General features: G+C 60.6%; 21 protein-coding genes and 4 pseudogenes. 9 read left to right on the forward strand and 16 right to left on the reverse strand.

Annotation, left to right across the window (positions count from 1 at the left end; all coding sequences use genetic code 11):
- Positions 1–67 precede the first annotated feature (67 nt).
- The 6 genes and pseudogenes from BLM14_RS27550 to BLM14_RS32260 all read right to left on the reverse strand — a co-directional run.
- Positions 68–587: pseudogene (locus tag BLM14_RS27550) on the reverse strand (3-oxoacyl-ACP synthase); the annotation flags it as partial.
- Positions 584–1,855, reverse strand: a complete 1,272-nt coding sequence (locus BLM14_RS27555) for an adenosylmethionine--8-amino-7-oxononanoate transaminase (protein WP_100003239.1) — start codon at positions 1,853–1,855, stop codon at positions 584–586. The gene BLM14_RS27555 and the pseudogene BLM14_RS27550, both read right to left, overlap by 4 nt.
- Complete coding sequence (bioD, locus tag BLM14_RS27560; RefSeq protein ID WP_100003240.1) at positions 1,852–2,490, reverse strand: dethiobiotin synthase; 639 nt, start codon at positions 2,488–2,490, stop codon at positions 1,852–1,854. Before bioD ends, BLM14_RS27555 begins: the two co-directional genes overlap by 4 nt.
- The gene (locus BLM14_RS31635; protein ID WP_204252051.1) at positions 2,487–3,026 is read right to left on the reverse strand and encodes a hypothetical protein; all 540 of its coding nucleotides are present in this window, start codon (positions 3,024–3,026) and stop codon (positions 2,487–2,489) included. The genes bioD and BLM14_RS31635 overlap by 4 nt, the downstream gene beginning before the upstream one ends.
- Positions 3,027–3,213: 187 nt before the next feature.
- Positions 3,214–3,882: a GntR family transcriptional regulator gene (locus BLM14_RS27575; RefSeq protein WP_100003241.1), complete on the reverse strand. Its 669-nt coding sequence runs from the start codon at positions 3,880–3,882 to the stop codon at positions 3,214–3,216.
- A 209-nt stretch (positions 3,883–4,091) separates the two neighbouring features.
- Positions 4,092–4,224 (reverse strand): annotated as a pseudogene (locus BLM14_RS32260) (VapC toxin family PIN domain ribonuclease); the annotation flags it as partial.
- Between the two features lie 413 nt (positions 4,225–4,637).
- Here BLM14_RS32260 and BLM14_RS27585 point away from each other — a divergent pair.
- From BLM14_RS27585 to BLM14_RS27595, 3 genes and pseudogenes are all read left to right on the forward strand, one after another.
- Positions 4,638–5,503 (forward strand): annotated as a pseudogene (locus BLM14_RS27585) (ArdC family protein).
- Between the two features lie 55 nt (positions 5,504–5,558).
- Positions 5,559–5,811 (forward strand): annotated as a pseudogene (locus BLM14_RS32265) (cation transporter); the annotation flags it as partial.
- A gap of 78 nt (positions 5,812–5,889) precedes the next feature.
- The gene (locus tag BLM14_RS27595) at positions 5,890–6,045 is read left to right on the forward strand and encodes a zincin-like metallopeptidase domain-containing protein (protein WP_418314278.1); all 156 of its coding nucleotides are present in this window, start codon (positions 5,890–5,892) and stop codon (positions 6,043–6,045) included.
- 30 nt (positions 6,046–6,075) lie between these two features.
- Here the strand turns inward: BLM14_RS27595 and BLM14_RS31640 are convergent, their stop codons facing one another.
- Complete coding sequence (locus BLM14_RS31640) at positions 6,076–6,252, reverse strand: hypothetical protein (protein WP_165788418.1); 177 nt, start codon at positions 6,250–6,252, stop codon at positions 6,076–6,078.
- Positions 6,253–6,706: 454 nt separating this feature from the next.
- Between BLM14_RS31640 and BLM14_RS27605 the strand changes: the two genes are divergently transcribed.
- The gene (locus BLM14_RS27605) at positions 6,707–7,018 is read left to right on the forward strand and encodes a DUF736 domain-containing protein (protein WP_162293264.1); all 312 of its coding nucleotides are present in this window, start codon (positions 6,707–6,709) and stop codon (positions 7,016–7,018) included.
- 124 nt (positions 7,019–7,142) lie between these two features.
- Here the strand turns inward: BLM14_RS27605 and BLM14_RS27610 are convergent, their stop codons facing one another.
- The 4 genes from BLM14_RS27610 to traC all read right to left on the reverse strand — a co-directional run bounded on the left by BLM14_RS27610 (position 7,143) and on the right by traC (position 10,198).
- On the reverse strand, positions 7,143–7,400 hold the full coding sequence (locus BLM14_RS27610) for a WGR domain-containing protein (RefSeq protein WP_100003422.1): 258 nt from the start codon (positions 7,398–7,400) through the stop codon (positions 7,143–7,145).
- Positions 7,401–7,775: 375 nt separating this feature from the next.
- On the reverse strand, positions 7,776–9,695 hold the full coding sequence (gene traG / locus BLM14_RS27615) for a Ti-type conjugative transfer system protein TraG (RefSeq protein WP_100003244.1): 1,920 nt from the start codon (positions 9,693–9,695) through the stop codon (positions 7,776–7,778).
- Positions 9,682–9,897: a type IV conjugative transfer system coupling protein TraD gene (gene traD / locus BLM14_RS27620; protein WP_162293265.1), complete on the reverse strand. Its 216-nt coding sequence runs from the start codon at positions 9,895–9,897 to the stop codon at positions 9,682–9,684. Before traD ends, traG begins: the two co-directional genes overlap by 14 nt.
- A 4-nt stretch (positions 9,898–9,901) precedes the next feature.
- Positions 9,902–10,198, reverse strand: a complete 297-nt coding sequence (traC, locus tag BLM14_RS27625; RefSeq protein ID WP_100003246.1) for a conjugal transfer protein TraC — start codon at positions 10,196–10,198, stop codon at positions 9,902–9,904.
- A gap of 261 nt (positions 10,199–10,459) precedes the next feature.
- Here traC and traA point away from each other — a divergent pair, with 261 nt between their 5' ends.
- The 5 genes from traA (at position 10,460) to BLM14_RS27650 (ending at position 16,730) form a co-directional block, all read left to right on the forward strand.
- The gene (gene traA, locus BLM14_RS27630) at positions 10,460–13,762 is read left to right on the forward strand and encodes a Ti-type conjugative transfer relaxase TraA (protein ID WP_100003247.1); all 3,303 of its coding nucleotides are present in this window, start codon (positions 10,460–10,462) and stop codon (positions 13,760–13,762) included.
- Complete coding sequence (traF, locus tag BLM14_RS27635) at positions 13,759–14,289, forward strand: conjugative transfer signal peptidase TraF (RefSeq protein WP_100003248.1); 531 nt, start codon at positions 13,759–13,761, stop codon at positions 14,287–14,289. Before traA ends, traF begins: the two co-directional genes overlap by 4 nt.
- Positions 14,210–15,460 (forward strand): conjugal transfer protein TraB, encoded by a 1,251-nt coding sequence (locus tag BLM14_RS27640; protein ID WP_100003249.1) that lies wholly within the window; start codon positions 14,210–14,212, stop codon positions 15,458–15,460. The genes traF and BLM14_RS27640 overlap by 80 nt, the downstream gene beginning before the upstream one ends.
- A 15-nt stretch (positions 15,461–15,475) precedes the next feature.
- A complete protein-coding gene (locus BLM14_RS27645; RefSeq protein WP_100003250.1) occupies positions 15,476–16,105 on the forward strand; it encodes a TraH family protein in 630 nt (209 codons plus the stop codon).
- 316 nt (positions 16,106–16,421) lie between these two features.
- Positions 16,422–16,730: a transcriptional repressor TraM gene (locus tag BLM14_RS27650; protein WP_100003251.1), complete on the forward strand. Its 309-nt coding sequence runs from the start codon at positions 16,422–16,424 to the stop codon at positions 16,728–16,730.
- 3 nt (positions 16,731–16,733) lie between these two features.
- Here the strand turns inward: BLM14_RS27650 and traR are convergent, their stop codons facing one another.
- From traR to BLM14_RS27675, 5 genes are all read right to left on the reverse strand, one after another.
- A complete protein-coding gene (gene traR, locus BLM14_RS27655) occupies positions 16,734–17,438 on the reverse strand; it encodes an autoinducer-binding transcriptional regulator TraR (protein ID WP_100003252.1) in 705 nt (234 codons plus the stop codon).
- 44 nt (positions 17,439–17,482) lie between these two features.
- Positions 17,483–18,079 carry a phospholipid N-methyltransferase PmtA gene (pmtA, locus tag BLM14_RS27660; protein ID WP_100003253.1) on the reverse strand — a complete coding sequence of 199 codons (597 nt, stop codon included), beginning with the start codon at positions 18,077–18,079 and terminating at the stop codon, positions 17,483–17,485.
- Between the two features lie 447 nt (positions 18,080–18,526).
- Positions 18,527–20,176 carry an MFS transporter gene (locus tag BLM14_RS27665; RefSeq protein ID WP_100003254.1) on the reverse strand — a complete coding sequence of 550 codons (1,650 nt, stop codon included), beginning with the start codon at positions 20,174–20,176 and terminating at the stop codon, positions 18,527–18,529.
- A gap of 233 nt (positions 20,177–20,409) precedes the next feature.
- Positions 20,410–21,711 carry an aspartate ammonia-lyase gene (locus tag BLM14_RS27670; protein WP_100003255.1) on the reverse strand — a complete coding sequence of 434 codons (1,302 nt, stop codon included), beginning with the start codon at positions 21,709–21,711 and terminating at the stop codon, positions 20,410–20,412.
- A gap of 125 nt (positions 21,712–21,836) precedes the next feature.
- Positions 21,837–23,246, reverse strand: a complete 1,410-nt coding sequence (locus BLM14_RS27675; RefSeq protein WP_100003256.1) for an aldehyde dehydrogenase family protein — start codon at positions 23,244–23,246, stop codon at positions 21,837–21,839.
- Positions 23,247–23,302 lie beyond the last annotated feature (56 nt).

The raw sequence follows: 23,302 nt of genomic DNA on the forward strand, positions 1-23,302 counted from the left end.
GAAGGTAAAAGCTTGAGAACCGCACACGCATCTGCGAAATCGCGCGGGCCAGACCAAGCCCCACATTTTCTCCTGATGGGACCAGAACGACAGCGCCCGCAGCATCTGCAAAAAGCACGGCACTGGCACGTTCCGCGGGATTGATGCGCCGGCTCAGGATATTGGATGCCACCAAAAATACACGTCTGCCTTGCGTGCGGACAAAGCCGTCGGCCAATGTCAGCGCGTAGATAAATCCCGAGCAGGCGCCGGCAAGATCGACCGCACCGGAATTCGCCAAGCCGAGATGATGGGCTAGCAACGGAGCCGAGGGCGGCAGCAGATGGTCTGGGGTCGAGGTGGCCACGATCGTCAACGCGATGTCGCCAGGGTCTATGCTGGCATTGTTCAGCGCTAGCCAACCCGCCTTTGCTGCAAGATCGGTAAGCAGTTCTCCTTCCACGACCCAGCGCCGCGCGGATGCCGGTCCGGCGCTCGATCCAGCCTGGTTCGAGATCAAGCTGGTTTTCGATCTGCGCATTTTCAACACGGCGCTCTGGGTCGTACTGGCCAAACCCGGCGATACGGCTTGCCTTGACCGGGTTCATCGGTCACCGCCTTGGACAATCATGTCCGCTGCCTCATCAATGGCATCGTAGATCCGGTCGAGATCCGCATCCGTCACACAATAGGGCGTCATCAGGTAAATCACATTGCCGAGCGGCCTGATCAGGAGATTTCTTGCCTTGAAGAATGTCCTGAGCTTCGGCCCAGCCTCCGAGAGGTAACCGGTCGCCGGGACATTGACGTCAAGCGCAACGATCGTCCCGGCCTGACGCGCGTTACCGAAACGGGCGTCAGCCTTGAACCGCTCCAGCCTGGCGCCATGCATGGCGACGAGCGACTGGATACGTGCCGTGACCGGCTCCGTCTTCCAGACCTCAAGGTTGGCCAGCGCTGCGGCACAGGCGATCGGATTGGCAGTGTAGGAACTCGAATGGAAGAAGGTCCGGCTTCGATCGGTGGAAAGGTGTGCGTCAAATATTTCCGCCGAACACAAGGTCGCCGCCAGAGGAAGGGACCCGCCGGTCAAGCCTTTTGACGTGCACAGGATATCCGGTGCGATGTTCGCCTGTTCGCAGGCAAAGAGAGTGCCCGTGCGGCCCCACCCGGTCATCACTTCATCGGCGATCATCAGGCTGCCATGCCGTGTCGCGATCGCCTTCAGTTCAGCCAGAAGCGATGCCGGGTACATAAGCATGCCCCCTGCTCCGAGAACCAGCGGTTCAATCAGCAGCGCTGCAACCTGTCCGCCGCGGCAGAATGCCTCGAAGGCGTCGAGCGTGTCCTGTTCTCGTCCCGGCATTGGAAACGGCAGTCTATCCACATCGAAAAGCATGGGTTCATAGGCCATATTGAACACGCCCCGTTCGCCCGCCGACATCGTCCCGATCGTGTCGCCATGGTAGCCATACTCCATGACGACAATGCGGGAGCGCGGCGTGCCCGAATTGTGGAAGAAGCCCAGGGCCATCTTCAGCGCCACCTCCACGCAGGTCGAGCCGCTGTCGGAATAGAACACGTGGTCGAGACCGGCAGGGGCAATGGCGACCAGTCCTCTCGCCAGTTCCTCCGCCGGCTCGTGGGTATATTCGGCAAAGATGATCTGGTCATAGGTCTCGCTGGCGCGGCGGATCGCCTCCATGATGCGCAGATGCCGATGGCCGTGCGTAATGACCCACCAGGAGGAGATGGCATCGAGGATCGCATTGCCCTGATCATCGAAGAGATAAGCGCCGTCTGTCCTGGCAATGCGCTTCATTGCCGGTTCAAGTGCGTGCTGGGTAAATGGATGCCAGACAGCGGAGCGGGTCACAGGAGCCCTTTCTGAAAACAGGAAATGTCGAAATGAATCTGAAACGCCTGGCGCAATGCACAAGGCGTCAGGGGAGCAAGCAGCGGTAACCGTCCAAGACAGGTTACGTTGCCGAGTTGGGGGATGATCTCCAGCGTATCGGTCTGTTCGTTGCCGATGAACGCAACGCCGAAAACCGGAATGGAACGCCGGCGCAGAGCTTCAAGTGATAGCAGCGTGTGGTTGATCGTTCCAAGCTCGGTGCGGGCGCAAAGGATCACCGGAATCTGCCAGCGGGCAAAAACATCGGCGAACACTTGGCTTTGCGTCAAGGGGACCAGCACGCCGCCCGCCCCTTCGATGACAAGCGGAGACTCTACCGACGGAGGTGACAGCGCTTCCGGGTCAATCCGAACCTGGGCAATCCTGGCAGCCACATGCGGCGAAGCCGGCGTCTTCAGCCGCCACGCCTCTGGGAAAATACGTTCAGGCGGTATCCGTCCGAGACGCTGGACTGTTTGGCTATCCGTTTCTCCTGAAAGGCCCGACTGGACGGGCTTCCAGTAAGCAGCACCAAGCGCATCGGCCAATGCTGCCGAAAATACCGTCTTGCCGATGTTGGTGTCCGTTCCCGTGACGACAAAACGCATCGTCATGCTGCCCTGCTTTTCGGACGCTGTGGGGACGGTGCCTTGCGATGTCTTTGTCCTGTGACAGGTTTTCCGCCGGGCGGCTTTGCCGGAATGGTTTTCATGCCGGCCACCATTGATGGGTCAGGAGGCAGTACCGCCGGCAGCCGCACAGCGCCTTGGCCGCCGATCAGGCTTGGCGATTGATCGCTGTACAGGGCGGCGACGGCGGGGGCTGAACCCCTGCCTGCGGTTAACTCGCCGAGGGGTGAATGCGCATCAATACCGGCATCGATATCGCCATGGACATCCACTGGGTCACTGCCATCGATAGCGACGGTGTTGCCAACATAGGCCGCAAGGTCGAAAATCACCCGACGGCGATCGCTGGCCTGGTCGACAAGTTGAGGGGATAACAGCTGGCTCATCTGTACTGCGTTTGAGTCGAATTGCGCCCTGTGGACGATGTGCGCCGGAAACAGTAACTCATCGAACAGTAAATTATAGATTATTTTGACCTCTGAAAAAATTGCGCCTGAGGTAAGTGGATCGATGGATTGCAACTCTGGCGCCTCCGGCATGCGGGGAGTTTCTCAACTCTTAGGTGGGTAAGGCAATTATAGATAGAATCAATACTTATCTATAACTTTAGCCAGCGCGATAGAAAACGCAACCGCGTTAGACGCGGCCGTCGAAATTTGATCGGCTTTTGTAGGGCTGCACAGCAGCAGGATTTAAAGGGTGGGTGTGCTAGCCGACGATCGCGAAAGCGTCTCGCGTCGAACCTGTGGCACTTCTCACAGGCTTTTGCCCGATCCACTGGACGTGGCGCTCAAGCACGGCAACGGCGTTGTCGACGTTACCCTGGCGCAGAAATCCGAGGATAGCGCGATGATCATGGTCAGTCCGCACTTCCCAATCGGATCGCCAGGCGGAAAACAGGAAACGCGCGCTTACCGAATGAAGGTCATCGATCGCGGCAAGCAGCCGCGGCATGCCGCATGGCACGAGGATCAGCCGGTGAAATCGCCGGTTCGCCTCCTCCCAGGAGCGCACATCGCGGGAATTGTCCCCGGCAACAGTTGCCTCTTCGGCCTGTTCGAGAATTGAGGATGTCAAATGTTGGGCAGCCTGCCGCAGCGCCAGACCTTCAAGCTCGGCACGCATCAGCGCCACTTCCCGCACCTCCTTAAAATCGAAAGAGGCGACCCGGACGCCGCGCCGCGGCTCGCTGACCGCCAGCCCCTGCGCCTCCAGTTTGCGGAAGGCTTCCCGGACCGGCACATGGCTCGCCCCGAATTCCTCGGCAATGTGATCCTGCCGCAGTTTCGTACCCGGCTCCAGCTGGCCGGTGACGATCCTGTCAGCAAGAATACGGCTAATGCGGTTGGCGATGGTGTCTGCATTCGTTGTGCTCATATATTATAGATATTTTGCTTCCGGGAGCCTGTCGAGCCCGGGCGAATGTTTTTCACATATAAAGCGTCTATGCGCCGCCGGTATGGTTTTCGTCATGCAAGTTGTGCAGCGCTGGCTCGAAGGCGGGTTAAGAAGTGTCGGAAATTAGCGTCGAGGGAGGATTGGACGCTGGGCGAGAGCGAACCGTCGCCGCTGTTCCGACGGCGTTGCGCCGCCTCCATGTCGGTTTGTGGAAAGTCATTGCCCTTGAAAAGCAAGGGCAATCGATAGTCCTTCGCACAGGCAATAAGAGAAGCAATCCCCAAAGTTCAGCAGTGCTGGATGGGCGACGAAACGGCCAAATGTTCCGTGCTTTGCCAGCCAACCTGCTACCCCCATGCCTGTATCACCGCGCCATCGGCCAGCCTGGTCACACTCTGCTGAGGACGCCAAGACTTTGCTGAAGGAGAAGCGTCTGTTGCCTCTGCAACGGACCATCGTGAAGCAGGTTCTCCAGCGAATCGAGGCGGCTCTTGATGGCTTAGTTCGTCGGACCTTAGGCAGCGTAGCGCCACGTCTGCTCCCACTGATCGGATCCCCGTCGGACCAACCCCGGGCGTTCGGCGGAGCGCGCGATGTCAGGTCCGCCCGCGCAACGGCTGATCGCCGTCCTTCGCTCACGCTGCGGCTCTTCGAGTGCGCGGTCGACCCTTGGGCCATCGCAGGTGGCTGCTCCGCCGCCGGGGATTGGCCCCGGCGGGACAGGAGTTCCGACCATGGATACGCAAGACCGCACCGACGTTTATACCCGCATCACCTCCGAGATCGAGGCCGGCGCCGGCGAATGGCGGATGCCTTGGCACCACGATGGAAGCTCGATTGCTCGCCCAACCAACATCTCTTCCGGAAAGGCCTATCGCGGCGTCAATACGCTCGCTCTTTGGATCGCTGCTCAGGCTAACGGCTTCGGAAGCGGCATCTGGGGCACATACCGGCAATGGCAAGCGCTCGACGCCCAGGTCCGCAAGGGCGAACGCGCAACGACCGTCGTACTCTGGAAGGAGTTTGCAGCACGTAGTGACGATGATGCCGTCGGCGAAGATGAGCGCCCCCCGCGACGCCTCTTCGCACGCGCCTTCTCGGTCTTCAATAGCTCTCAGGTCGAAGGTTTCACGCCTCCCGCCGCTCCCATCCTGCCTGACTCTGAACGAATCCCGGATGCCGAGGCCTTCATCAGTGCGCTCGGCATCCCTGTTACCTTTGGGCCGAGGCTGCATACTACCGCATCGATCTTGACCACATTTTTATGCCGGACTTCGATGTCTTCCGCGATGCTGTCGCTCACGTCGGCACTCATGTCCATGAGGCTGCGCATGCCACGGGCGCCAAGCATCGGCTCGATCGAGACTTCACCAAACACTTTACTCGCGAGGCCCTGGCAGTCGAAGAACTGACCGCCGAACTTGCTTCAGCCTATATCCTGGCCGATCTTGGCCTGGCGCATCATCCCCGTCCTGACCACGCAGCTTATGTGGCATCCTGGCTTAAGGTGCTGAAGGACGACGCGCGGGCGGTCTTTACGACTGCGAGCAAAGCGCAGGCTGCCGCCGATTGGATGCACGCGCAACAGCCGCCGAGCTGAGCGCAATATCGCCTTCGGCTTAGCCTGATCCTTGTGGCACTTGGATGGTCTGCCCGTCGCCGCGCTTGAGGTTAATCTTACGTGCGCGATCATGCTGATGCGTTTTCCAACGGCACAGCGGTAGTCTCACAACGGCTGCGTTCCTTTGCACGCTGGCGAATATCGCGATCATCGCGGCTTGCCTCTTGACGGCATACACCCGGTCTGTATGGCCTGACCTGATTGTCGGCCTCGCCATTGCCGCCATGAACGATGATGCGGCGAAAGAAATCCGAGAGGCAGCCCGCGAGGAACATAAGACGGCTTAGGCCCGGAGCTCAGCTACGGCGATAGCCGGATCTTGCTTGACTGTCAGGATATCTTGTGGAGCTCGTAAGCTGCTTCCTATGCGTCGCGCTGAGCCGGAGCCACGGCCGGACCATACGTCTTACCTTGCCTCGTGGCTGAAGGTCGTATCCGATGACGAGCGGGCCATCTTTCAGGCCGCGGCGCATGCCCAGCGTGCTGTCAGCTTCCTGCACGGTCTCTCGCCCGACCATTAAGGCCGACAGAGACCCGTTGGATTTTAGGCGTCAAGGTCGATCGTTGCCACCCGCAACGGCCGACAGCTCGTTGGGCTCTCTCTCCGCGACGGCGTGCTCGTCCGACGTGAGGTCCAGCTTCCCCCAGATCGATGTTTTCCGGTCGGTCGGTTTGAGCTTTCGGGACTGCTTGATTTCAACGATAAACGGCTTTGTCTGCTGACGCATAAATCCTCCAGGTAACGAATCGCAGCCCGACGATACCGAGTTGATGATTGAAGGCAACTGCCCGGCCGGCCGAGTTTGTCGCGTCCGAAATCGACGCTGTGACTTAGAGACAGGCGAGCGGGTTGCCGCTGGGCCGTGTCGGGGCGACGAAGTCTGCTGGCGAGCCACCATTATCGTGTTCCTTCCCCCGGTATCGCTGACCAGCCCTTTTGCGGGCTCGATGAGGCATGTCTGATCGGAGAGCGGCTTCACCTCGATCGTCCTCCCGCAACGGCCATTGGCAACTTTCTTCCCCTGTCGGCTGCGCCGCCATTCCTCGCGAAACAAGAAAGTTGCACACGGCCGCCCTCCATTTCATTGCGGCCTTTCAGGTGCGGTCCGATCGTCGCCGATCCTTGGACAGCCATCGAGGCCGCGAAGGGCGCGGCCCGAAACAAACGAAAGGCACATGACAATGGCAACCATCGGCACCTTTACCTCCACCGAAAACGGCTTCACCGGTTCGATCCGCACCCTCGCGCTCAACGTCAAGGCTCGCATCGCCCGCATCGACAACCCCTCCGACAAAGGACCGCACTTTCGCATCTACGGGGGTAACGTCGAGCTGGGTGCCGCCTGGCAGAAGCGCTCCGAGCAGACGGACCGCGACTACCTCTCGGTCAAGCTGGACGACCCGAGCTTCCCGACTCCGATCTACGCAACACTCGCCGATGTCGAAAGCGAGGACGGCTACCAACTAATCTGGTCTCGCCCCAAACGGGATTGATCCGGCCAAGGCCCCGCCACCAGGCGGGGCCGAAATTCTGGAACACCCAGCAATGCCGTAAATGCTGGATTTGCGCTTACGCAGGCGCGATAGTTGCGTCGCCAGAGACACCCATGGGCCTTTCTCATGTCGCTTTCACAGCCCGAGGGCGATAGCCGCGCTTTCGTTTCTGCCGGAGGAGATCGAGAAATAGCCCAACCGCCTCGTCTTCCCGGCCGAAATGATGGACCATCATTTGCCCGTTCGATCCGATGCGGCCCCACTTGCGCAAGAGACAGATGTCGCCAAACAGATTGGGTTCGATCGACATGGCATAGTAACGTGCCATGTTCCTTGAGGCATCGGTGCGTTCGATATAGAGATGGTAAGGTTGCAAGATCACGGGACCAGAATCGTTGATCTTCGTCCTTGCGTCCAACGACACTTATGAATCGGTTAGGCGCAATTGATTCATGGTAGTGATGAGTAGCTCGCAAGCCGCCAATGCTTATTGGCTGGAAATGGGGCGCGTCACGGTAATGGAAACAGCCCGCGCTACGGGCACCAGCCCAATACGATCAAGGATCACATGAAAGCGATGACGGAGCGGAGTCATCTGAAACTACACGGTGCCGGTCCCGTGGTACATGGTATGGGCTCAATTGATGTTCCGGGGTGGCGTCCCAATCATCCCCCACACCATTTCGCTGCGATGTATCTCAGCGTGAAGCGAGGCGTGCGACTACAACCCCCAAAAGAGTGATACCTACAGACCCTATCATGTTTTCTCCGATTGAAACCTGTTCGCGCCGACGCATGCTTTCATGTCTGCGCGCCGGAACCAGATCGCGCGACCGCATCTGAGCGGCGCGTTACCTGCGGTGAAGACGATCTGTTCGTCGGCCCGCATGCGAAGGACTTCATGCGGCTGGATCAGCGGCCGCGCGGCGAGCTGTTTCGATCGCGTGCGCGAGGAGCCTTTCGCCTGGAAACTGCGACTGACCTGGTCGATCTCGACCGTCGTCATGCCGCAGCGGCGCGAGATGTAGTCCGCGGTTTCGGGATCGTTGATCGCGGCAAACGAGATCCAGCTCGCGCTCTCGAACCACTTGCTGGCGGCATCGCGACCGCCATAGGTCTCGCGCATCTGGCCGATCGACTGATAGATCATGATAAGCGTGATGCCATACTTGCGACCGGCGTCGCGCGCCGTCTCCAGGATCCGCATGTAACCGAGCCTCGCCACCTCATCGAGGAGGAAGAGCGCCCTGCCCTGCATCGCGCCGTCGCGATTGTAGATCGCGTTGAGGAAGGCGCCGATGATGACGCGTGCGAGCCCCGCATGCGTCTCAAGCGCCTTGAGGTCGATATTGATGAATACGTCCGTGTTGCCCGCGGCGAGATTGCTCGTCGAAAACGTCGTTCCCGACACCAGCGCGGCATAGTTCGGGTAGGAAAGCCAGTGGGTCTCCTTAACGGCATTGGCATAGACGCCGGAGAAGGTTTCGGGCGTCATGTTGACGAAGGCCGCGACATTCTCCTTGACGAAATCCGAGTTCGAATTGTCGTAGATCTCCTGCAAGCGCTGGCGCAACTGCGGCTCGGGCTCGGAGAGATTCTTACGCACTTGCCGCAGCGTCTGTTCGCTCTCAGCCGTGTGACCGGAGAGGCAAACATCGGCGATCAACGCGGTCAGGAGCTGCATGGCGGAGGCGCGGAAGAAGTCGTCGCGCGCCGAGGCGGCCCGGGCGTTGTCGGTCATGATCCATGTCGCGACCGCGACGATGTCTTCTTCTTTTGTGCCGCCGAAGCGGCCGATCCAGTCGAGCGCGTTGAAACCGGTCGCGGGGCTGGAAGGATCCAGCACGATCACCTTGCGGCCAGCTTTTCGTCGATGATCGACCACCATCGGCGCGACCTCGCTCGACGGGTCGAGCACGATGAGCCCGCCGCCCCATTTGAGCGCGGTCGGGATGGTCACCGACGTCGTCTTGAAGCCGCCGGACCCGGCGAAGACGATGCCGTGCGACGAACCGAACGAGCCGTCGAAGCAAAGCAGCGGCGCTTTGCCGCCCGCACCCCATGTCTCCTGCGCGTCGGCCCGGAACGACACAGCCATCACGCTGTCGCGGTCGACACGATAGCGCTCGCCCATGACGATGCCGCCCGCATCCGGAAACATCTTTGCGGCCTCCGTCATGCCCATCCAGTCGGCCTCTCCATGGACCGCGCGCTTGCCATGGATACGGCGCGGCGCTGACTTGGCAAAAGCGGCGTTACCGCGAAGCCCGACGCGAAGTGCGAACACGCCGGCGAACAACGTGGCGGAGGCGCCGAGCATCGTTGCGGGGTCCGCGTATCCGAGCACGGACTGTCCTGCTGGGACATTGCCGGCGATGCCAGAAAGACGGATCGCTTCGCGCGTCACAGCGATCAGGATTGTTGCCGCGCCGCCCGCCACGACGCTCCAGCCTGCTGCCTTGATGTGCGCAGCACCATTGGCAGCGAAGAGAAAGATCACGCCGATCGCGGCCACTATTAAATAGGGCAGGGCAAGGCCGATCCGGCCGAGCATCAGCTTCGCCTGCGCCGTCTTTCCGAAGGCTGCCAGCCAATGCTCGATGCCCGGCACGAAGATCGCAGCGGTGATCATCAGCGTCGCCGGCATGATGGCTAGCACGAGCCTATTCACCGTCATGGCGAAAAGCCTCCGCGCCGATGGCGGTCAGGCGAGACCGCTCCGCCTCGTCGCCCTTGATCCGTTTCCCGGTGTCGATCAGCAGGCCGAGCAGCAGCGCCCTTTTTTCGTAGCGCAGGCCGGCCTTGACGATCAGGCCGCCGAGCTCGATTTTTTCCCGCGTGTCTTTCTTGCGGGCATCGTTCGACGTCATCCGGCGCATCCGCTCAAGCCTCGCCAGTGCTGCTTTGAGCCGCGCCAGCCTCGTCCTTCGCGGCCGATGTGCTGCCGGCTTTCCCATCACCGGCATTTTTTCTTCCGGTCGCTGGTCCCTTGCCTCCGCGAAACCGCCCGGCGATCTCCTCGAATGCCGCCTGAAGCTCGGTCTCATCGATCTCGAATTCGCCCAGGCCAGCCTTCAACGCGATGCGTCCGATCCGCTCGGCCTCGCGTGTCTCGGCCTGCTTCAGCTGGTCCTGCAGGCGTGCGATCTCTTCCCTGATCTTCGATGACGGCTTCTTCATTTCCGGATTTCGCTCCTCTTCGAGTTGGCGTTGCGTCAGCAGCGCCAGACTCTCCCGGATGACCCATCAGGGAAAGGTGCAGATTTGCACGTCGGCAAAGCCGACACTTTGAGAGATGATCCCGCCGTTCCGAAGGAGCGGATCCAAGGGCGCAATTATACGTCGCTTGCGCGACGTCCTGCTTTGCACCCTGGCCTGGCGGGGCCGCCGCTCCCGACGAACCTGTTGAGATCATGTTGCAACCGGGAAAGAATTCACGCCGTGGCCATCGCCCATTTCTCCGTCAGCATCGTCAGCCGCGGCAACGGCCGCAGTGCCGTGCTATCGGCGGCTTACCGGCACTGCGCGAAGATGGACTACGAACGCGAGGCCCGTACCATCGACTACACCAGGAAGGAGGGGCTCATCCACGAGGATTTTTCGCTGCCTGCCGATGCGCCGGACTGGGCCCGGACGCTGATCGCCGACCGGTCGACTTCGGGCGCGTCCGAAGCCTTCTGGAACAAGGTCGAGGCCTTCGAGAAACGTGTCGACGCGCAGCTCGCCAAGGACCTCACCGTTGCCCTGCCGCTGGAGCTTTCAGTCGAACAAAACATCGTGCTCGTCCGCGACTTCGTGGAACGACACATCCTCTCGAAGGGCATGGTTGCCGACTGGGTTTACCATGACAATCCCGGCAATCCGCACATCCACCTGATGACCACGTTGCGACCGCTGACCGAAGACGGTTTCGGCGCCAAGAAGATCGCGGTCATCGGCGAAGATGGCCAGCCGCTGCGAAACAAGACCGGTAGACAAGTCTACCAGCTCTGGGCCGGCGACACCCAAGACTTCAACGCGTTTCGCGAAGGCTGGTTCGAACGGCAGAACCATCATCTGGCGCTCAACGGGATCGCGCTGCAGGTCGATGGCCGATCCTACGAGAAGCAGGGCATTGAGCTCGTGCCGACGATCCATGTCGGCGTTGGCGCCAAGGCGATCGAGCGCAAGGCGAAAGCGGAAGGATGGAAGCCGTCGCTGGAGCGGCTCGATCTGCAGGAGGCGGTACGGCTTAAGAACCTGCGCCGCATTCCGGCCCGTCCGGAAATCGTCCTCGATCTCGTTGCTCGCGAGAAAAGCGTCTTCGACGAACGCGATGTAGCCAAGGTGCTGCATCGCTATGTCGATGATCCCGGCATCTTCCATCAGCTCCTGGCCCGCATTCTTCAGAGCCCGGACGTGCTTCGCCTGCAGCGTGACACGGTGGCGTTCGCAACCGGAGAAAAGGTGCCGGCGCGATACACGACGCGCGAACTGATCCGGCTTGAAGCGGAGATGGCCGCGCGCGCCATCTGGCTCTCCGGACGATCATCGCATGGCGTTCAGAAGGAAGTTCTCCAGACGACGTTTGCGCGCCATACGCGGCTTTCCGATGAACAGCGAGCGGCCATCGAACATGTCATGGGTTCCGCCCGCATCGCCGCTGTCGTCGGCCGCGCCGGCGCTGGCAAGACCACGATGATGAAGGCGGCCCGCGAGGCATGGGAACTTGCCGGATACCGCGTGGTCGGCGCAGCTCTTGCCGGCAAGGCCGCCGAGGGTCTGGAGAAGGAGGCCGGTATCCAGAGTCGGACGCTGGCGTCGTGGGAACTGCGCTGGAAACAGGGCCGTGACGCGCTCGACGCGCGAACCGTGTTCGTCATGGACGAGGCCGGCATGGTGGCCTCCAGGCAGATGGCCGGTTTCGTCGAGGCTGTCGTCAGGACAGGCGCCAAGCTGGTGCTGGTCGGCGATCCGGAGCAGCTCCAGCCGATCGAGGCGGGCGCCGCGTTTCGCGCCATCGTCGACCGGATCGGTTATGCGGAACTTGAGACCATCTATCGCCAGCGTGAGACATGGATGCGCGAGGCTTCGCTCGATCTGGCGCGTGGTAACCTTGGTCAGGCGCTCGCCGCCTATCGCACCGAGGGCAAGGTGCTCGGTTCGGAACTGAAGGCAGAGGCAATCGAGACCCTCATCGCTGACTGGAACCGCGACTACGATGCGTCAAAGACCACGCTCATCCTCGCGCATCTGCGCCGCGATGTCCGCCTGCTCAACGAGATGGCTCGAACGAGGCTGGTCGAGCGCGGCATCGTTGGCGAGGGCGAGAGCTTCCTGACGGCAGACGGCATGCGCCGGTTCGACGCCGGCGACCAGATCGTCTTCCTGAAGAACGACGGCTCGCTCGGCGTCAAGAACGGCATGTTGGCGAAGGTCGTTGAAGCCTCTCAAAACCGCATCGTCGCCGTGGTTGGCGAGGGCGATCAGCGCCGTCAGGTCGTAGTCGAGCAGCGCTTCTACAACAACCTCGACCATGGCTATGCCACCACGATTCATAAGAGCCAGGGCGCGACTGTCGATTGCGTGAAGGTGCTCGCATCGCTCTCGCTTGATCGGCATCTGACCTATGTCGCGATGACCCGCCATCGCGAGGATCTGCAGCTCTATTACGGAACCCGGTCCTTCGCCATCAACGGCGGCCTCGAAAAGATTCTGTCGCGCGCACGGCCCAAGGAAACCACGCTCGATTACGAGCGCGGCACGCTCTACCGCCAGGCGCTTCGTTTCGCGGAAAACCGCGGCCTGCACGTCGTCCAGGTCGCCCGCACGCTGCTGCGCGACCGGCTCGACTGGACGCTGCGCCAGAGCTCGAAACTCGCCGATCTTGCGGTCCGCCTTCGTGCGGCGGGGACGCGCCTCGGCCTGCTGCAAATCCCAAAGATGGACACGAAAAAGGAGGCCCGTCCGATGGTATCAGGCGTAAAGCTGTTCCCCATACCCTTAAGCGACACCGTCGAGCAGAAGCTCGCGGCCGATCCCGCCCTCAAGACGCAATGGGAGGAGGTCTCGACACGGTTCCGTTACGTTTTCGCCGATCCCGAGACCGCCTTCCGGGCGATGAACTTCGATGCGGTCCTGACCGACGGCCGAGCGGCGTCGCAGACGCTTCAGAAGCTCGCCGTCAATCCGGTATCGATCGGTCCACTCAACGGCAAGACCGGTCTTCTCGCCAGCAAGTCTGATCGTGAAGCCCGCCGCGCCGCCAACGTCAACGTGCCGGCGCTGAAGCGCGACATCGAGCGCTATCTCCAGATGCGGGAGGCGGCGGTGCAGCGGCTTGAAGCGGACGAAAAGGCGCTGCGGCAGCGCGTGTCGATCGACATTCCGGCGCTGTCGCCTGCCGCACGCAGCGTGCTGGAACGGGTGCGCGATGCGATCGACCGGAACGATCTGCCGGCGGCACTCGGATATGCGCTCAGCAATCGTGAGACCAAGATCGAAATTGACGGTTTCAACAAGGCTGTCGGCGAGCGGTTCGGCGAGCGCACCCTGCTCACCAATGCCGCGCGAGAACCGTCGGGCAAGCTGTTCGACAAGCTCGCGGATGGCCTGAAGCCGGAGGAGAAGCAGCGCTTAAGGGACGCCTGGCCGATCCTGCGCACCGCCCAGCAGCTCGCGGCGCACGAACGGACGGTGGTGTCGTTGAAGCAGGCAGAGGATTTGCGCCTGTCACAGCGCCAGACGCCGGCGCTGAAGCAATGAAGGCGCGTGGCATCCTCGTCGCTCTCGTCGCCGCCGGCATCGTCATGAGCGGCGTGGCCATCATCGGGTTCTTCGGCGGGTACCGGCTAAACCTGACCCCGAGCGAACCGCTCGGTCTCTGGAGGATCGTCCAGTTGGACCGGCCGGTCAGGACCGGCGATCTGGTCTTCATCTGCCTGCCGCCGACGGAGCAGTTCAGGCAAGCGCTAACACGAGGCTATCTGCGCCGCGGACTTTGCGATGGCGGCGTTGCGCCGCTGATCAAAACCGTAGCAGCACTCCCGGGCCAGCGTGTCGAAATTGGCGCCGATGTCGTCATCGACGGCCAGTCCCTGCCGAATTTGCGCCTCCGGCACACGGATGGTGACGGCAGGGCAATCGCTCCTTTTGCCGGCGGCATCGTGCCGCCGGGATATCTCTATCTTCACTCCAGTTTTGAGAGCTCCTATGACTCCCGATATTTTGGACCGGTCCCCGACGCGGGCCTACTTGGCCTCGCCTGGCCGGTGTTCACCTTCGGTCCCTGATCGCTTCCAATCGCCGCTCCTGATCCTCGGTTCCATCGTCTGTGGCTGGATCGGCTGGAGTGGCCATGCGCTCACCCTGCCGGTCGCGATGTTCTTCCCACTGATCTGGGCGCAGTCACACTCGCGGCTCACTGCAGCTGCTGTGTCGGCCGGTTATTTCCTTGGCTCCTCGCGCGGCCTGCCGCAGGGTGTTGCGAACTTCTACGCCGCCGATCTCTGGCCCGGCCTGCTGCTCTGGCTGGTCGCGTCGCTTGGCTTCGTCGCGGTGCATGCGGCGGGCTGGCCAGGGCAACCGGGAAAGGGGCAAGCGATGTGGAAGATAGCGGCGCGCTATTTGCTCGCGCTGACGCTGACGGGGCTGCCGCCGTTCGGCGTCGTCGGCTGGGCACACCCGCTGACGGCGGCTGGCATCCTGTTTCCGGGCTGGGGATGGTGGGGTGTCATTGCGGCGATAGCCGGCCTCCTCGCCTTGACAACGAGGCTATGGCCGGCTGCGGCCATTGTCCTGACAGGCTTCTGGCTCTGGTCCGCCGCAACGTGGACAGAACCCACCCTACCGGAGAGATGGAAGGGCGTCGATCTCGAAATGGGAGAGAGCCTTGGGCGCGACACAACATTGCCTCGCCACCGAGTCCTGATTGCCACAGTTCGCGGAAAATCAAGTGCCGGCATCCGCACCATCGTCCTTCCCGAGAGCGCCCTTGGCTTCTGGACGCCGACCGTCGCCCGTCTCTGGCAAGAGGGCTTACGCGGATCTGACATCACCGTGGTTGCCGGCGCCGCCGTGATCGACGCGGACGGCTACGACAACGTCATGATGGCGATCTCCGCCGACGAGGCGCGTATTCTTTATCGCGAACGCATGCCGGTGCCGGTCTCCATGTGGCGACCGTGGCAGGCCTGGACGGGCCAGGGCGGCGGCGCGCGTGCGCATTTCTTTGCCAATCCGGTGGTCGAACTCGATCGCGCGAGGATCGCACCGCTGATCTGCTACGAGCAGCTCCTCCTCTGGCCGGTCCTGCAATCGATGCTGCATTCCCCCGACGTCATCGTCGCCTCCGGCAATGGCTGGTGGACGTCAGGCACCGCCATCATCGCGATCCAGAAGGCGAGCGTCACCGCCTGGGCAAAACTCTTCGGCCTGCCCGTCGTCATGGCCTTCAACACGTGAATACAGGAGACAGCAATGATCGACGCCGCCCTCATTCACAAATGCTCCGATCCTGCCCTGAGGCCCGCGATCGTCGAGGCCTTTATCGCCCGCGCTGGGTCCGAGGATCCGCTCGCCGTCACGGTCCGGTCCGGAAACCGGGTCGTGCTCGTGCCGAAGCCGACGACACCGGACGAAGCGATGGAACTCATCCGCAAACATATCGGCCGCAACTCCATTCGTGTCGGGATCACCCAATATCCGGCCGGTCTCGGCGTCATGGAGACAGGCGATCTGAAGCCGGACCTGGTCGACTCGTGCAAGAACTTGCGCATGGGCACGGCGCTCTTCGCCAAGGTCTTTCGGGTTGTCACCAAGTGGTACGGCAATCCCACCGGAAAGGATGTGTTGCCTGAGGTGCTCGATGACGCGATCATCGCGTGGCAGACCGGATATTTCGAGGGAACGGCGGTGTTTCGCACGCCAGACCCGGGCGAGATCGAGGCGGATGAGCCCGGCGGTCAAGAACCAGTGAAGAATGATGCCGGCAAGTCGGAAAAGCCCAGTGATGAAGAACAGAGCGAACCGGCCGAGGATCCCGCCCGCGACGGCGATCCCAATAAGGCCGGCATCCGTGTCGATCTCTCGGGCATCGGGGCAAAATGAGCGTGAGAGCAATCCAGATTTGCAGTGTGTCGACGGCAATTATCCGCCTGTTTGCACTGGCGAAAACAACTTCCGCCCTCTATAAGGGCGGTTAGGACAGTACGCGCTGTCCCGGGGTGTGGAAACCTCTCGTAGCGGTTGGCGCCGTCCGAAACGGCGCCAGAATCCTCTGACCATTTGGCCGGGGGCCTGTGACGTATGTCCAGGTGCCCCGGTGCTAAAGGTCGCAGGACTGTCTACGACAGTTTCCAACCCCCGGCTTGGGTTAAGGGATTAACGTTTGCGGGGGCGCACCGCGGACAAGCCGGAGAATGAAATGGGATCGGAAACAGCCGCGTTGCAATCGAAACCCGAAATTCGCGCCCTCTTCGGGCTCACGCAGGGGCTTCCCAAGCCCCAGTTGGAAATTCTGACCGTAGAAGCCATTCGAACCCACCGGATACTGGTCGACAAGGCTGATCACCTCTTCCAGGCATTGCCCGAGACGGACAAGATTCCAGAGATGATCGGCAGTGCGCAGCATCTCGATTACATCAGGGCCTGCATGGAGATGCACGCCCAAATGTATACGACGAACACACTGATCAACATACTCGGCTATATCCCAAAGGTGCCGGCGAACTGAGTCTCAGATCAGCCCCTTGCGAATGGCGGTCGAGACAAGGTGCATCGTATTCCCGGTTTCGAGGTACTTGCTCGCCAATCGAAGCTTTGCCCGCACGCTGTCATATGAGACGTTCTCGATGTCTGCCACTTCCCGCTTTGTCTTGCCTTCGGAGAGCCAGTAAAGATAGTTGGCTGCCCTGGAATCGAAAAATTCAGGCTGCGGAACCGTCGGTGCCAGATCCGTAAAGCTGATGCGGGCATGCAACTGTCCGACCGCAGCAGCGGCGGCCAACGGGTCCAACCCATGTTGGAGGTCGCTCTCCGGTCTCTCCGAGGCAAGCGTGAAGATCGCAAGCGTGCCATGCGCGGCTCTGATGGGGATAGTCACGCCGGAGCGAATGCCGAAATCGGCCGCGTGCGCATAGAATGAGCGCTCGTCCTTCGACAATTGTGCCCTCTCCCGTTCACCGCTCCATGTAAAGGCCCCTTTCAGCGCCCTCGCGCGTCGAACGACAGGGTCGATCTCGAAATAGTGCTGTTCGGCATATTCGGACTGCCACTCTGGCCCATAGTTTGAAACGATGTGGGTGTAACTTGATAGGATGTTGACATATGCATAGCCCGCAAATCCCATCTCCTCGGTGAATTTCGCAAGCCCGTGTTTTACGATGCGTTCATCGCCGGGAATGGCGGCGAGATCGGTGAGCTTGTCCAGCCAATTCTGCATTCGATTTCTCCGTGAACACGTTCTTTCTCGTTTACCAGATGTGCTTAGACCGCTCGCCGATAGGTCCAGAGCTGCGCCGGCGGTATGTTGCGGACGACGAAGTCATAGTGGGAAACCACGTAGCGGTCGGGCATCTTGATCACCGGTGACAGAGGTCCATAGGTTATCTGAATGACGGGTCGGCCGGCAGGTATGCGGGCAAGCAGATCCTCAAGCAGGCCAACGCGCTGTTCCATCGGAAAGCTCAACATTGGCACTGCGCTGACGACACAATCGAATTGTTCGCCTTTGCGATCACCCAGAACGCCATCGAGCGCGAAGGCGTCGCCCAACCGGAAATCCACCTCCGGAAAGCGTTGCGTCAGGCCGTCGTAGAAATCCTGGGAGTATTCGACCGAAACCAACTCGCAAGGTTTGATGCCTCTCTCCAGGATCGCCTTGGTAATGACGCCAGTTCCCGCGCCGAGCTCCAGAACCGGCAGCCCCGAACGCGGGTTGATCACGCTCGCCATTCGACGCGCCGTATGGATCGAAGTGGGGATCAGGGCGCCGACGCCCTTCTTGTCTTTTTGCCAGCCTTTGAAGAATTGCACTTCCTCTTCGAACCTCTTGCCGAGGCGCTCTTTCAATCGAAATACCATGTTCACTCCCTGCTATGGCTGCTCACCAGCGGGCGCGTCCGCCACGATGCGCACTTTTGCGAAACGTATGGTCGCGATCATCATCGCTGGCTCCGTTTCGGTGCATCGGTTCCCGTTGCCACTTCGCCGAACCCTCCCGCAATGCGGTGAGACGTGGCTGCCGTCGAAACAGGTTCGACGACAGCCACGTTGCCTTGGGAGGCGAACTGGAAAGAAAATCTATTTAAAATCAGCGCGGCCCGAACGCGCCGAGAAAAAGCGGCTGCCGTTGGAACAGATTCAACGGCATCCGAGTGGGCCTGCGCGGCAAGGGGTACTGCCGTACGCAGGTCAGGAGTTGTGGGCCGACCCCGATCGGCCGCGGTCGAGGTGATATTCGCCGGACTTATGGGCCAGAAAGCCCGGTGCAAGCATCGCTGTTCATCGGTGAATGGCTTCATACTGACATCACCTCAGGGGCCGTGAAACGACTTCGATTGGCTGGGCACGGCTGCGGGCTGCATCCGTCGTCCGCTCGATCGAAAGCACCGTCTGCGGAGGAAGCTCTCCATCATGCAGGGCCTGGAGATGCTGGACGACGTCCTTATCCGCGGCGGTAAGCCGATGGTTCAAGCGAAGAAAGTCCATCCAGGTTGGCGTGCGGAATGTCTCCGTCCAAACAGACGGCGTTTGCAGGTTTCGCTGGAGGGTCCAGTTTCGTGCACCGGCGCGGCTTTGAACGTGCCGCCTGGCGCGCATGCAGCCCAGAAACGCCTCGGTGTTAGCTTCGGATATGGAGTACTCGATCTTGACACCGATCGGGCCACTCCTGGGCTTCAGATTGAGTGCCAGTTCCGGCGGCTGAAAATCCGAACTTTCCTGGTCGGCTTCTTCCCACGGGCGCACCGGGAACAGTATTCCCGCTGCCGCGACCAGCAACAGAGCCCCCGCAGCGCCCTCCAGAGCCCAGGTCAGGGAGTGGTTCTGCGCGACGGTTCCCCAGACCCAGCTGCCGGCAGCCATGCCGCCGGCGCTCAAGGCGTAATAGATCGAGAGCGTGCGACCGACAACCCACCTTGGGCTGGCCAACTGCACCGAGACGTCGATGCCCGTCCAGGTGATGAGCCAGCCCGCACCCCCGAGTGCCAGCGCAAAAGCCGCCACGGCGACCGACGATGTCAGGGCAAGGCAAAGGCAGCATGCTGCACAGGCAACAGAGGCGACCGCCACCAACTTGTTTTGCGACATGATCCGTCGGAGGAAGCTGTTGCTCATGCCGGCGATAAACGCCCCCGCGCCGAAGCCGGCCAACAGAATGCCGTAGACGATTGGCCCGCTTGTGAGTTGGTCACGCACAATGAGAGGAAGCAGCGCCAGGATGGAGATGCTGGCCAACCCGAACAGGGTCGCACGGGCGACCGCTGACCTAATCTCGAAGGACATTGCCGTGAAGCGCAGCCCGTCATGAATAGCCGTCGTCATTTTCTCACGCGGCAGAGGCGAAGCGCGAACGTGCCATTTGGTGCGCCAAATAACGCCAAGCGGCGTCAGATCGCACAACGCGGCCAGGGCGAAAGCGGTGAGCGGTCCGAAGAAGGCCAGGATCACGCCGCCCAAAGCCGGACCAACGCTGCGTACGATGTTGTATCCGACCGACATCAGCGTCACCGCGGCCGGAATGTCGCGCTTGTGCAGGATATCGCCAACGGAAGCGTGCCAGGCCGGATCATTTAGCGCGAAGCCGCAGCCGGCGAGGAAACCCAGTCCGAGGATGAGCCAGGGACTGACAAATCCCAGGTAGACTGAAATCATCAGCGTCGTTGACGCCAACGCCAACAGGCAGTGTCCCGCAAACATCACCCATCGGCGGCTGAAATTGTCGGCGATGGCGCCGGCAAGGATCGACAGGAAGAACACCGGCAACGTCGACGCGCCCTGCACCAGTGCAACCATCAGATCGGACGCCGAAATGGTCGCCATCAGCCAACTGATGGCAACCGTTTGCACGAGCCACCCGAGACTGGATATTTGTGAGGCCGTCCAGATCGAACGAAACACCTCGTTCCGCAGCGGAGCGAGGGTCGTTGAACCGGATCGATGGGACTCTACGTGCTGCATAATTTTTTGCCTTGGACAAGGCTCCTTTCAACCCGAGATGGCAGTTCGTAACGTTATAACATATCGCACAACATAGTTTATGGAACATGCAATTAGGGCTTCGAAATTCGAGGTCGCTAGAAAAAAAGGCTGCCGCCGAAGCTCGTTCGACGACAGCCAAGTTGCCCTGGGAGGGAGCGGAAGCAGGACTTTTCTTACAATGATGCCTTCCATCACGCAGAGGCTTGAGGCTATCAACTCGCCAGCCTCTCCTTGACGACTTTAGCGGCCGCCTCATAGCCCATGGTGGTCACGAGTTCCGTTGCGAACGCAGTACTGCTGGTCAGATTGTCTTCGCATCTGGCGGCATTGGCCTGCACGCCCTCGACGCAAGTTTTGGTAAATGTTAGAACCGCCTTGCGCAGAAGATCCATGGCATTATGGATACTAAAGACGATGACCGGCTCCATCGCGTTAAGCTGAAGCTGTCCCGCTTGCGCAGCCATGCCAACCGTGGTGTCCATGCCGTATACGTAGAAGCAGACCTGGTTCAACGCTTCGGCCGCAACCGGGTTCACTTTCCCGGGCATCAGAGAAGAGCCGGGCTGAAGCGCCGGAAGCACGATTTCGCCGATGCCGCCGCGCGGACCACTCGATAGCAGCCGGAAGTCATTGGCGATTTTCGAGAGTTTGGCTGCTGTCCTCTTCAGCAGGCCCATGTGAAGCATGAAGGCCCCCATGTCCCAGCTTGCCTCTAGCAAATCTTTCGAGCCGACCACCGGTAGCCCGGTGTTATGCGACAAGTGCTCCAGCACGCGCGTCCTGTAGAAGGGCGTCGCGGCTATTCCCGTCCCGATCGCGGTTCCGCCGAGATTGACTTCGAGAAAGAGGCGCTCGGTCTCCTTGAGCCGATCGCAGTCCTCAAGGATTGTCGTAGCAAACGCCCCGAACTCTTGCCCCAGCGTCATAGGCACTGCGTCCTGAAGCTGTGTCCGACCCAGTTTGCTAATATGTGCAAACTCGGCAGCTTTGGCATTCAGGGCATTTGAAAGAACGAGCAGCGCGTCACGCAGCTGGCGGCTTGCCGGGATGATTGATAGACGTACGGCGGTCGCGTATGCATCATTCGTCGATTGCGACCGGTTGACGTCGTCATTTGGGTGTATAAGACGCCCCTCTCCGCGCACGCCGCCAAATAGTTCGCTGGCCCGGTTGGCGAGCACCTCGTTCATGTTCATGTTCGTGGAGGTTCCAGCGCCACCTTGGAAAACGTCAACTACAAATTCGTCGTCGTGCTTGCCAGCGAGCACCTCTTGGCAAGCCGTGACGATTGCATCCCGCTTTTCGGTCGCGAGAAAGCCCTCCTCGCAGTTTGCTTGCGCTGCGGCGATCTTTACCTGTGCCAATGCCTGAATGACGAAGGGCAAACTTTTGATTGTGATTCCCGAAATGGGGAAGTTCTCGATCGCGCGGGCGGTTTGCGCACCATAGTACCGATCCGAGGGCACGTTGATGGGCCCCAGTGAATCATATTCTGTACGATACTCGATGGACATCTTCTCTCCACTAAAAACTATCCAGCGTCACAATCCTGAAATCCCTTTTTTCCCAGGATGACGCGACTTTGCGCTAATTTTGCCACCCAACTGTTCCAATTCGGAGCAGCACCAGGTGCAGTGCTTCATCCGCGATTGAAACAGACCACTTTCGGCTGGGTCATCTCCTCGTAGGCGAAACGAACGCCTTCCCTTCCCATGCTGCCATATTTGAAGCCGCCGAAAGGCATGGCATCGAACCGGTAATCCGAGGAGTCGTTGATCATCACCCCGCCCGCCTCGATTCTGCCTGCCGCTTCCAGCGCGTCGGCCAGATTGTTGGTGAAGATACCGGCATGCAGACTGTATTCAGGGTCGTTGGCCATATCGATGGCTTCGTCGAGGGTGTCGAACGGCGCGAGCATAACCACGGGGGCAAAGACCTCTTCATGCCAAAGCCGGCAGGTAGCGGGCGTGCCTTCCAGCACCGTCGGGTGATATAGAGATCCCTCGCGGCTGTCTCCGCACAGCAACCTGGCGCCAACAGCAATGGCGTCGTTGACCGCCGCCTCGGCTCGCTCCGCCGCCTGTTTCGAGATCATCGGACCGACATCGGTATCTTCTCGTAAAGGATCGCCGGCCTTCAGCTTCTTGGCCGCTTCGACAAAGCCGTCGCGAAAGCGATCGTAAAGCCCAGCTTGAATCAGAATGCGCTGGGCACCGATACAGTTCTGGCCTGCGGCCCAGAATGCGCCAGATACGCAAGCTTCCACCGCCTTTTCAAAATCGCAATCATTCATCACAATGACTGGAGCATTGCCGCCGAGCTCCATTGCAAGCTTCTTGAGCCCGGCTGATCGGCTGATGGCCTCGCCTGTTGCAAATCCGCCGGTGAACGACACCATGCGGACGTCACGAGCAGAGACCAGGGCTTCTCCAAGGTCCTTACCACCAATTGCAACGGTTATGACATCTCGGGGCAATCCGGCCTCACGAAGCGCCTCAACAAGCTGAATCGCCGAAAGCGGTGTCAGCTCCGAAGGCTTCAACAGCACGGCATTGCCGCCCGCGATGGCGGGCCCAAGCTTGTGAGCCACCAGGTTCAGCGGATCGTTGTAGGGGGTGATTGCGGTGATAATGCCGAGTGGTTCGCGCGTGAACCAGCCTTGGCGATGCTCGGATCCTGGGTAGGAATCGAAAGGAACAACCTCCCCTGCGTTGCGCCTTGCCTCCTCTGCCGAGAGCTTCAGCGTGTTGACGCAGCGATGGACTTCCTTTCGCGCCTGAACAATCGTTTTCCCGGCTTCAAGTACGATGGTCTTGGCAAACGCATCGCGACGACTCTCGATGATTTTGGCGGCCCCTTCAAGGATACTCGCCCGCAGGTGTCTTGGGAGGTTGCGCGAAAGCTCGGCCCCATGCCGTGCGCGCGCGACCAGTTCATTGATTTCGCGGGCATCGGTCGCGTCGACAGATCCTATGAGAGACCCATCATAGGGGCTGTACACGGATATGGGGGGCAAGCCCGTTGCGATATGAAGTTCGGCAGCGGTCATTGGCCAGCTTCCTCTTCCTTGGTGTTTCATCAGCAGCTGCGGCGGTATGACGTTGG

This window comes from Phyllobacterium zundukense (genome assembly GCF_002764115.1).
Lineage (GTDB): Bacteria > Pseudomonadota > Alphaproteobacteria > Rhizobiales > Rhizobiaceae > Phyllobacterium > Phyllobacterium zundukense.

Excerpts from the sequence above, each read along its gene's own strand:
- traF (WP_100003248.1), top strand. The coding sequence starts at position 13,759 with ATGAAGGCGCGTGGCATCCTCGTCGCTCTCGTCGCCGCCGGCATCGTC.
- BLM14_RS27605 (WP_162293264.1), top strand. The coding sequence starts at position 6,707 with ATGGCAACCATCGGCACCTTTACCTCCACCGAAAACGGCTTCACCGGT.
- BLM14_RS27575 (WP_100003241.1), bottom strand. The coding sequence starts at position 3,882 with ATGAGCACAACGAATGCAGACACCATCGCCAACCGCATTAGCCGTATT.
- BLM14_RS27640 (WP_100003249.1), top strand. The coding sequence starts at position 14,210 with ATGACTCCCGATATTTTGGACCGGTCCCCGACGCGGGCCTACTTGGCC.
- traD (WP_162293265.1), bottom strand. The coding sequence starts at position 9,897 with ATGCGCCGGATGACGTCGAACGATGCCCGCAAGAAAGACACGCGGGAA.
- BLM14_RS27595 (WP_418314278.1), top strand. The coding sequence starts at position 5,890 with ATGCGTCGCGCTGAGCCGGAGCCACGGCCGGACCATACGTCTTACCTT.
- BLM14_RS27675 (WP_100003256.1), bottom strand. The coding sequence starts at position 23,246 with ATGACCGCTGCCGAACTTCATATCGCAACGGGCTTGCCCCCCATATCC.
- traC (WP_100003246.1), bottom strand. The coding sequence starts at position 10,198 with ATGAAGAAGCCGTCATCGAAGATCAGGGAAGAGATCGCACGCCTGCAG.
- bioD (WP_100003240.1), bottom strand. The coding sequence starts at position 2,490 with ATGACGATGCGTTTTGTCGTCACGGGAACGGACACCAACATCGGCAAG.
- BLM14_RS27645 (WP_100003250.1), top strand. The coding sequence starts at position 15,476 with ATGATCGACGCCGCCCTCATTCACAAATGCTCCGATCCTGCCCTGAGG.
- pmtA (WP_100003253.1), bottom strand. The coding sequence starts at position 18,079 with ATGGTATTTCGATTGAAAGAGCGCCTCGGCAAGAGGTTCGAAGAGGAA.
- BLM14_RS31640 (WP_165788418.1), bottom strand. The coding sequence starts at position 6,252 with ATGCGTCAGCAGACAAAGCCGTTTATCGTTGAAATCAAGCAGTCCCGA.
- BLM14_RS27670 (WP_100003255.1), bottom strand. The coding sequence starts at position 21,711 with ATGTCCATCGAGTATCGTACAGAATATGATTCACTGGGGCCCATCAAC.
- BLM14_RS27665 (WP_100003254.1), bottom strand. The coding sequence starts at position 20,176 with ATGCAGCACGTAGAGTCCCATCGATCCGGTTCAACGACCCTCGCTCCG.
- traG (WP_100003244.1), bottom strand. The coding sequence starts at position 9,695 with ATGACGGTGAATAGGCTCGTGCTAGCCATCATGCCGGCGACGCTGATG.
- BLM14_RS27650 (WP_100003251.1), top strand. The coding sequence starts at position 16,422 with ATGGGATCGGAAACAGCCGCGTTGCAATCGAAACCCGAAATTCGCGCC.
- traR (WP_100003252.1), bottom strand. The coding sequence starts at position 17,438 with ATGCAGAATTGGCTGGACAAGCTCACCGATCTCGCCGCCATTCCCGGC.